General features: G+C 66.2%; 8 protein-coding genes. 4 read left to right on the top strand and 4 right to left on the bottom strand.

What is annotated here, in order from left to right:
• Positions 1-345 precede the first annotated feature (345 nt).
• Positions 346-1,164 carry a hypothetical protein gene (locus HNQ79_RS32855; RefSeq protein ID WP_185036649.1) on the top strand — a complete coding sequence of 273 codons (819 nt, stop codon included), beginning with the start codon at positions 346-348 and terminating at the stop codon, positions 1,162-1,164.
• Positions 1,165-1,300: 136 nt separating this feature from the next.
• Here the strand turns inward: HNQ79_RS32855 and HNQ79_RS32850 are convergent, their stop codons facing one another.
• Positions 1,301-1,951, bottom strand: coding sequence for a PDDEXK family nuclease (locus tag HNQ79_RS32850; RefSeq protein ID WP_185036648.1), 651 nt, complete (start codon positions 1,949-1,951; stop codon positions 1,301-1,303).
• A 130-nt stretch (positions 1,952-2,081) separates the two neighbouring features.
• On the opposite strand from HNQ79_RS32850, the gene HNQ79_RS32845 reads away from it, so the two are divergent.
• Positions 2,082-2,303, top strand: coding sequence for a hypothetical protein (locus tag HNQ79_RS32845; protein ID WP_185036647.1), 222 nt, complete (start codon positions 2,082-2,084; stop codon positions 2,301-2,303).
• Positions 2,304-2,328: 25 nt separating this feature from the next.
• Here HNQ79_RS32845 and HNQ79_RS32840 read toward each other — a convergent pair whose 3' ends face one another.
• The 3 genes from HNQ79_RS32840 to HNQ79_RS32830 all read right to left on the bottom strand — a co-directional run bounded on the left by HNQ79_RS32840 (position 2,329) and on the right by HNQ79_RS32830 (position 5,391).
• Entirely contained in the window at positions 2,329-2,934 is a 606-nt protein-coding gene (locus tag HNQ79_RS32840) for a PLP-dependent aminotransferase family protein (RefSeq protein ID WP_185036646.1), read from the bottom strand.
• Between the two features lie 413 nt (positions 2,935-3,347).
• Positions 3,348-3,734 (bottom strand): DUF6009 family protein, encoded by a 387-nt coding sequence (locus HNQ79_RS32835; RefSeq protein WP_185036645.1) that lies wholly within the window; start codon positions 3,732-3,734, stop codon positions 3,348-3,350.
• A gap of 112 nt (positions 3,735-3,846) precedes the next feature.
• Entirely contained in the window at positions 3,847-5,391 is a 1,545-nt protein-coding gene (locus HNQ79_RS32830) for a DNA primase family protein (protein WP_373312647.1), read from the bottom strand.
• A 1,223-nt stretch (positions 5,392-6,614) separates the two neighbouring features.
• On the opposite strand from HNQ79_RS32830, the gene HNQ79_RS32825 reads away from it, so the two are divergent.
• Together HNQ79_RS32825 and HNQ79_RS32820 are read left to right on the top strand one after the other, a co-directional pair.
• Positions 6,615-6,938 (top strand): hypothetical protein, encoded by a 324-nt coding sequence (locus HNQ79_RS32825; protein WP_185036643.1) that lies wholly within the window; start codon positions 6,615-6,617, stop codon positions 6,936-6,938.
• A 248-nt stretch (positions 6,939-7,186) separates the two neighbouring features.
• A complete protein-coding gene (locus HNQ79_RS32820; protein ID WP_185036642.1) occupies positions 7,187-7,573 on the top strand; it encodes a hypothetical protein in 387 nt (128 codons plus the stop codon).
• Positions 7,574-7,762 lie beyond the last annotated feature (189 nt).

The following is a 7,762-nucleotide window of genomic DNA, read 5'->3' as shown; positions in this document are numbered from 1 at the left end:
CAGCAGCTCCACCAGATCGCGGCCGACGGCCTCGCCCAGATGTACTTCCGCGCCAACAACAGCCGCGCCCACGGCCTGGGCGTAGAGTTCACCGATGTGGAGCGGCTCGACATCGAGCTGTGATCACCCGCCCACGGCAGGGGCCCCGAACCGGCTGTGCCTGAGCGCTTCAGGTGGCGGAGCGCGTGAGTCGGCGCCCTGGGTGGGTAGTCGAGACGGCCCCGGGTGAGCGGGGCGTCGAGAAGCGGCTTCAGCTGCCGGGTACACAAGGCACATGGCGTTCGCGATCAAGCGGTGATTGAGTGCGGCTCAGAAGGTGCTTGCTCGGACGGCTGGGGTGGGAACGTGGAACGGCAGCAGTACGTGGAGAGATGCTCGGAGCTCTTCGCAGTGGGTGGCTATGAGGCTGTGAGAACAGCGGCTGAGGCAGGCCTCAAGGAATCCGGACCGGATCCGGTTCTTTTCCGCTGGCTCGGACAGGCACACGCGGCAGAAGACGACGACGACCATGATCGTGACGCTGAGACCGCGTATCGCAAGGGCCTCGCACTAGCGGAAGACGATCTCGGGCTCATGGTGTCGTATCTGGAACTGTGCCTGCGGTCGGACTCCTTCGAATACCCCGGGCGGGCGCGCCGTGCGGTGATTCTGCAGGAACGAATCGAAGAGCTGGCCCCACCCGGGTCAACCGAGCGCGAGCGAGTCGATGATGCGACGGGCTGGGCCGGACGGGGCTATTGGGACGACCTGAACCTGGCCGTTGCTCACGGGCAAGCTCAACAGGCTGCCACAGCGGAGCAGAGTGTGCTGGTTACCGGCGCCCTGCGGCGAGCCGCTCGGGGCGAGTCCAGCGAGGGCACGGGGGAAGACCTCCGGGCCGCTGAACTCGCTGCGGCGGTCGAGATGCTCCAGGGAGTCCGGAACGCACCGCTGCGCCTGCTTCTCGCGCACCGGGTCGAAGCTTACGTGCTGACGTTCCTCGCATCGTTCGGACTGAACAAGGTACTGGTGTGGAGTGGAGTGCTGGACTTCAGCCTGTGGGGCTGGTTGCTCTGGGCTCCCATACTCATGGCCGAAGCCAAGCTCCGCCAAGCCAAGAAGCTGGGACAGGAGCGCGTCATCGCGCGCATACAGGCGCGCCATGACAAGACGCACCTGCCTTGAGCCCGCCCGAGGGCACATGTCTGTGAGTGCTTCAGTTGGCGACAGCCGCCAGCTGAAGCACTCAGTCACACCTCGGCATTAGAATCCGCGATCCCGAATCAACTGGTCCGGGATCGCCCGCGTATGCGCCGTTGGACTACGGGGTCTGGCCGTGCTCAAAGCGGGCAGAGCGGGCCGCTCGATAGGCGGCGTGCGCGGCTTCGTCGCAGTCCTCGCTGATGAAGCCTCCTCCGCCGACCCAGTTTCCCCACCGAGACCCACGCGTATCCCAGTCGATGCACGGTCCGTCGTTTCCGACGAGGCCGCCCTCAGGCGTGATGTCCATGCCGTCGGCGAAGAAACAGGCAGTGCCTTGGAACACGTCCCCCTTTCGGAAGCTAAGCAGTGTATGGGTCGGCTGGGAGTAACCCGCGTGTTCGCCGGTGCTCAAGTCGGCCAGGGCGCCTACGCGGCCGATCGGCCCCAGGATGAGCAGCCGGGCCTGATGGTCATTGACCAGGTGCGGGCCAGCCGGGTTCGGGAGACCGAAATGAGGGATCGCCGCGAGGAAGAGCAACTCCACGTCCAGCTGGTCCTCAGAGCCCTTCACCTCGACCCAGAGCTTCTCCTTTGGCAGCCAGAAGTCGGGCAGGTACGGCTTACGCTCGCCGTCCAGGCCGACGGCGTAGCCCTGCGGTTCGTACTCCCAGCAGATGCCCAACTTGTCAAAGAAGACAGCCCATCGCGCTTCCAGCCTGGAGCGGAAGCGGTGCCCGGCGTAGTTGGTCTCTATGGCTCGGATGGACACCTGGTCTCCGTTCAGACGATGCGGTGGCTGTGGGGCGGCGGTCGGCAGAAGCTGCCTGAATGCGGCCTCCCGGCCAGCCGAACTTGAGGGGATAGTGGCACAGCGCCCCGACAACGAGATACTGACCGACATGGCAGAAGGCGCAGACCGACGACAGGACGTCACCTATCGAGCACCGGTCGGTTGCGTTGATCTCAGGGCATTCGACGACGACGGCAACTCGTACGAGATCCATGCGTGCCACGACTGTCTGCCGTGGCACGCCGAGGTCGTCGTCATCGAGGGGGAGATCCTCGTCCGAGAATGGCATGCCATCGGCTGCCCGCAGTTCCAGCAGCTCACCCAGGACTGAGCAGCAGCTCCGACGTAAAACCGTGTCAGCGGGCCCCGCACCGTCGGGCTTCCCGCCGCGCCCGCCATGACAGCCGGGGCACGGTGGCGGCGTTGACGGCCCTGCCGAACGCCTCCAGGGCGTTCTCCAGGCGCGCGGTGTCCTCCACGTCGGACAGGGCGTTCAGCAGCTGCTCGGTGGCGGTGACGACAGCCGGGTCGGAGGAACGCATAAGCGGGGCAGCTGCGGTGGCAGCCCGGGTGAGCGGCTCCCGCACGGCGGCCACGGTCTGCTTGCTCGCCACCCGCTCCCGGCTCAGCAGCTCAGCCGCGCGCCCGAAGCCCACCAGGCCGCTCTGCACGTCCGTTCCGCCGGCGATCCGAGCTCGGGCGGCCCCGCCTGTGAAGGCGAGCACGGTCAACACGGACGTTCTCGCGCGCTCGGCAGGTCCTTCCCACAGCAACCGGTTGGCGGCGACCGCGCCCTGCAGCTCCATCACCGCCACCGTCATCGCGTCGGCCTTCACCCGCAGCGCGCCGATCTCAGCCTGCTGCTCCTGGCGGTTACGGGAGCGGTTGGTCAGCCATGCCACGAGGAGGGCGATGAAAGCCCCCGAGACGAGCGTGCTGGCCAACTCGATCAATTTGTCCATCCCGGCAGGCTGCTCCTGCGCAGGCCCCGGTGTCCTGCTCGTTGCGTGCCTGACGCACAACGCGCATGGTCCTGTTGCTGCCCTGCTCCGTGCCGAGGGGCACCGAGCAGATCAGTTGTCACCGCACCGCCACCGCGACGGCCGCGGGTGTCCGGGCTGCCCGGAGAGCGATGACATTTCAGAGGATGGCCGCAGGCGCCACACGGCTGCTCGGGTAGCAGGACCATGCTGTAACCGGTCAGTCGGCTGTGCCGGGCGCCCGCTTCTCCAGCTCGCTTGGCTGCTTCTGCGGCAGTTCGGTCGGCGGGACAGTCGTTGGCTGCGGGCTGGCCCGAGGAGCTCGCTCCAACAGGTCGGCGGTGCTGTCGATGAGGAGAGGGCGGTCCTTGAGGACCGAGACGCTGGGGCGAGATTTACATGCCTGTGTTCGTGCTGCCCGCGGGGGTTATCGCAACGCTGTTCTGCGAGCGAGGGGTCTTCCTTCCGGGCGTGCCAGGCTCAATGGTGGCCGGGTCGACGGCTTCCAGTGGGGCGCCGACTTCGTATTCGCCGTGGGGTTCGTTGGAGCGGTCGTGCGGCAGGAGGAAGAAGGTCCGCCGGGTGAAGAGTCCGCTGCCGAAGGCCGCCTGTGCTTCGGGGGAGAGGTTCGCGTAGCCGATGAGGCGCCCGTCGCGCGCGTAGCGCGGCTTGCCCTTACGGGTGGGCTGCTTGTCGAGTGCCTGGCGGACGTAGTCGTGGCAGGGCTCTTCCAGCCAGACAATCTCGACCTCGTGAACAAGATCGCTTGGTTGCAGCGCCATGCTCGTCAGTCCTCCTGGCAGTCCGGGTCACGGCGTTCATCTGCGCGCGCAGTCATCTGTTGAGTCCATCGTACGGGCGGAAGCGGGCTGGTCAGCGGGACGTATCCGGTGCTCACGGAGCATCGCCCTCGCTGGCGAGGAGCGCAAGACCGGGGTACAGCTTGAGCACGTTGCTCTTGATCATTTCGGCGGGGGAGCTGAGCCCGAGTTCCTGGCGGATACGGCTGGCAAAAGCCCTGGCCGTGGAAGGACGGATGTCCTCGCCCGCGCACCATTTCCCGTACGTCTCGTACAGCAGTTTCTGTTCGACGCGCAGGTCCGGGTTGGGCCTGCCGTCCGCACCGGTGCGTGTGCAGCACTCTTTGAGGAACCGGCCGATGTGGTCCTCGGTCGTCTCGTAGGCGGCCGTTGCCACCCTGACCGACGTCGGCCCCGTCAACGGGTCCCGGGTGGCGAGATAGCGCTGGGAGCCTTCGATCAGCCAGGCAAGGATGCCGGGGCCCTCGTTCCGGACGAGCTCGTCGGCCAGATTGTCGATCTTGCGCTCGTTGGGGACGCTGCGTTCGAAGGGGATGAGCCGCATGCGCCGCCAGAAGGCGTGCCCTCCGGTGCCGACTTCGGGACGGTGATTGCCGAGCAGCCACAGCTTGTGAGTGGGCGTGAACGAGAAGAAGTCCTGCCGCATCCGCCGGGCCTTGATCCGGTCGCCACCGGTAAGGAGCTTCACGCGCGACTCGTCGAACTTGTCATTGGGCTTCAACTCGGAGCAGACGATGATCCGGCGCCCGTGGAGCTCGGTGAGCTCGGTCGAGTGCTCGGAGAACTTGCCCTTCTCCATCAGAAAGCCCGGCGGGGCCGCGTCCGCATAGTCGCCGAGCAGGCCGGTGAGGACCTCCAAGAGAACCGACTTACCGTTCGCGCCCGAGCCGTAGAGAAAGGGCAGTACCTGCGCGCCGACGTCCCCGGTGATCGAGTAGCCGAGCAGCAGGTGCAGGAACCGGATCGTCTCCAGCCCCTTCTCGTCGTCACCGAAGGTGTCGCGCAGGAAGGTGTGCCAGCGGGGGATGGGCATGGGCTGGGGTGCCACGGCCGTTGCCCTTGAGTGCATGTCCACCAGCGGGTCCGGCTTGCGGAGCTCTCCCGATCTCAGATTCACCACGCCCGCCGGCGTGCACAGCGCGTAGGCGTCGCCGTCGAGGGAGTTCGGGTCGAGGTTCAGCGACGGTGCCGCCTGGGCCTGGAACAGCATCGCCTTCATGCCCGCGGAGGACGCCGACCCCCTGCGGTGTACGGCGAGTTCACGATCGCTGAAGCGTCCGGCCGGGTCGGACGTAGCGATCTCCTCTGCCATGTCACCGGCCGCCCACACGGCTGCGTTGTCGCCGCCCGCTCCACGCCACCGGTATTCGTCCCAGATGTGCCAGCCCATGCCCACCACGTACCGGAAACGGTCACGGTAGAGGCGGGCGAAGAGTTTGGCGTTGCCTCGGTCCGTCAGAGCATCCGGCAGTACGGCTGCGGGAGCAGCAACTGCCGTGGCGGAGTGCTGTGCGGGGACAACGGGCTGCGTGGCAACGTCGATTCCGAGCTGGTGCATCTGCTGGGCAGCACCGCTCGCATCAAAGCCGGGCAGCGGCGGTGACTCGCTCATGGACATCCTCGGACGGCACAGCTACGGGTGCCCGACTAGCCGGGCTACGGGGCTGACGGGGCTGAACTTTCGGGTTGAGCCTAGCCCACGTGATCACACGAGCGCTGGGCAGTCGGCTGCGATGTCGCGGCATTTTGGTTCACGGGCCCCTGAGTTCTGGCGCCTGCGGACATCGTGGGGCTGAGAGTTCCGCTCGCATTGACCTGGATAACAGCAGGTCAGCGGCCCAGTAGGCGTTCCTGCGGGGCTGACGGGGCTGAAAGTTCGAACTACCCGAGACCCGTCGGCCGGGAAAGCAGAGCTCGCTGGCTTCACCCTGTTGACCGTCGTACAACCGGAGCCAGGCGGCGCCTCTACCGGGGCCGGGGCTGAACGGGGCTCAAGGAATCCGTTCAGCCCCACTCCTCAAAGCCCCTGCTCAGGAGGGGTCTTTCCACCTTTCGCGGGGCTGACGGGGCTGAACCTGCCAGTTATGACTCACATAGCAACTTCAGAGATACATGCGCGGGCACATGAAACACACACTCTCTATTTGGCTCATAACTGGAAAGTTCAGCCCCGTCAGCCCCGCAGACCAATGTAGAAAGCGCATCTGACCTGGCCTTTCCCTCTCCAGCCCCTCACGGGGCTGAACAAGGGAGCGGGGCTGAACAACCGTCCAGCCCCGCTGAGGCGCCATGCCGTGGCCGCCAACGCCGGTGCCAAGACCATGCCGTGGCCGCTCCTGAAGCGCTGACGGCCTGTCACTCGCGCGCGCTTGCGCAGCGCCTGCCCGGATGCGGGTGGGAGTGTGTGCCCGTACGGTCGTGAGTGCACGTTCCCGACAGGACGAAGCGCCGGTGGCCCCCGCGTTCCCGCGCACGTGCGCGAGGGCCACCGCCTCACCTCTTCCGGCGGCCCTGCCGCCTCGTGCAGCCTCTCAGCGCCGCCTGCCACGAAGCTCAGTTTTTCCCGCCGGGCGTATGCAGCCTGGACGCTACTCGCCGCGAATTGTGACTGAGCGGGATGGACGGCCACTGAGCGCGAGAGGTGGCCGTACTGGCCACCCGAGACCTTGGGGCCCGTGGCCCCGTTCAGCAGACTGATGGTGCCAAACCCCGCGGCTGACGGGCATGACTGTGCGGAGGCGCGCCAGGTCGGCGGACGTGATGACGCGACACTCGCGCCCGGCACGGATCATGGAGGGTGCCTCTATCTCTTTGGTCAAGCTCGTGGGTCAGGATGGCGACATGGCGACCTGGTTCCGCACCTACTACGAGGACGAAGATCTGTGGCTGTACATCGAAGTCGATGACGAAGGCTGGGCAGCGCGGCAGTTGAGTTTCGGGGGGCAGGACTCGCGTCCAGTGAGGGCGGCCTCGTTGGAAGAGGTGCTGCACTTGCGTGACGATGCAGATCTCGTGGCGATGTTCCGCTATGAACAGCAGTACGGCGTTCTTGCCGAAGGTGCCATGGACTGCTGGCAGGACCAGCCGCAGGCGGCCGAGATCTCCGCGGAGCAGTTCGAGCGGCTGTGGGCTGAAGCACGGCGGGCTCTCGCCGAGTCAGCCTGACTCGGAGGGTTGAGGTTCGTAGAAGGTGCCGTCGCGGTGCATCGCGAAGAGGACGTGTGCCTGCCGTCGGGCTAGGGCCTGGCTGATAGTGATCACGTTGGGGAGGCATTTCTCGGTGGAGCCAGTGGGCTGCCTGTGGGAGGGTCCTGCATGTGATCAGTCAGAATGGCGCCCGGGTCCGCGAGCTCGTACTCGCGGACGGAGTTCGCCCTGCGGACGTTGTGTGTGTTCATCGCGAAGCTCTTCACGTGCTGCGTTCGAACATCGATGCAGCCCACATCGACGCGTACAGTGATGACGCCTGGTCGCCCGAAGTCCTGGACTCGTATGAACGTGCTTTGTCACTGGGTCGGGAGGAGGTCGTGAGCGGTGCCCGCTCCAGGCGCTCTGATCCCGGGATGGGGATCGACCTTGATGTCCGAGACGATGGGCACTTCAAGGTGCTGTTGGACTTGGCTCCCTACACGATCCAGGCGGAAGGCTGGTGTGAGGGCCGGCAGGTTTTCAGTGCCAGCGACTCGGGAACGTCCTTGTGGTTTGAGGTAACCCGGGAACAGGAAGCAGCCCTTCTGTCCCGATTGGGTCAGTTGGGAATCCCATCGGGTGTGCTGACCGTCCTGGCTCCCGGGCGCTGAGCGCTCCGACGCAGGCGTTTCGGATCTTCCAGTTTGTCCCTGTGGGCCCCCTTTTTGGCGGGCGCCGACTGCATGCTGGTGGGTATCACGACTGTCTCGTCGAGCCCGAAGACCTCAGCGAGGTGAAGCGGGACGGGGCGATGGACCGTGACGGGCCCCGACCCCTGCGTCGGGCCTCTGTACCTGTAC

It is taken from the genome of Streptomyces candidus, assembly GCF_014207445.1.
Classification (GTDB): domain Bacteria; phylum Actinomycetota; class Actinomycetes; order Streptomycetales; family Streptomycetaceae; genus Streptomyces; species Streptomyces candidus.
The sequence above is the reverse complement of the archived record's forward strand: the minus strand, read 5'-3'. Positions and strand labels throughout refer to the sequence as shown.

Coding starts and splice junctions, on each gene's coding strand:
- HNQ79_RS32845 (WP_185036647.1), top strand. CDS start 2,082: ATGGCAGAAGGCGCAGACCGACGACAGGACGTCACCTATCGAGCACCG.
- HNQ79_RS32840 (WP_185036646.1), bottom strand. CDS start 2,934: ATGGACAAATTGATCGAGTTGGCCAGCACGCTCGTCTCGGGGGCTTTC.
- HNQ79_RS32835 (WP_185036645.1), bottom strand. CDS start 3,734: ATGGCGCTGCAACCAAGCGATCTTGTTCACGAGGTCGAGATTGTCTGG.
- HNQ79_RS32830 (WP_373312647.1), bottom strand. CDS start 5,391: ATGTCCATGAGCGAGTCACCGCCGCTGCCCGGCTTTGATGCGAGCGGT.
- HNQ79_RS32825 (WP_185036643.1), top strand. CDS start 6,615: ATGGCGACCTGGTTCCGCACCTACTACGAGGACGAAGATCTGTGGCTG.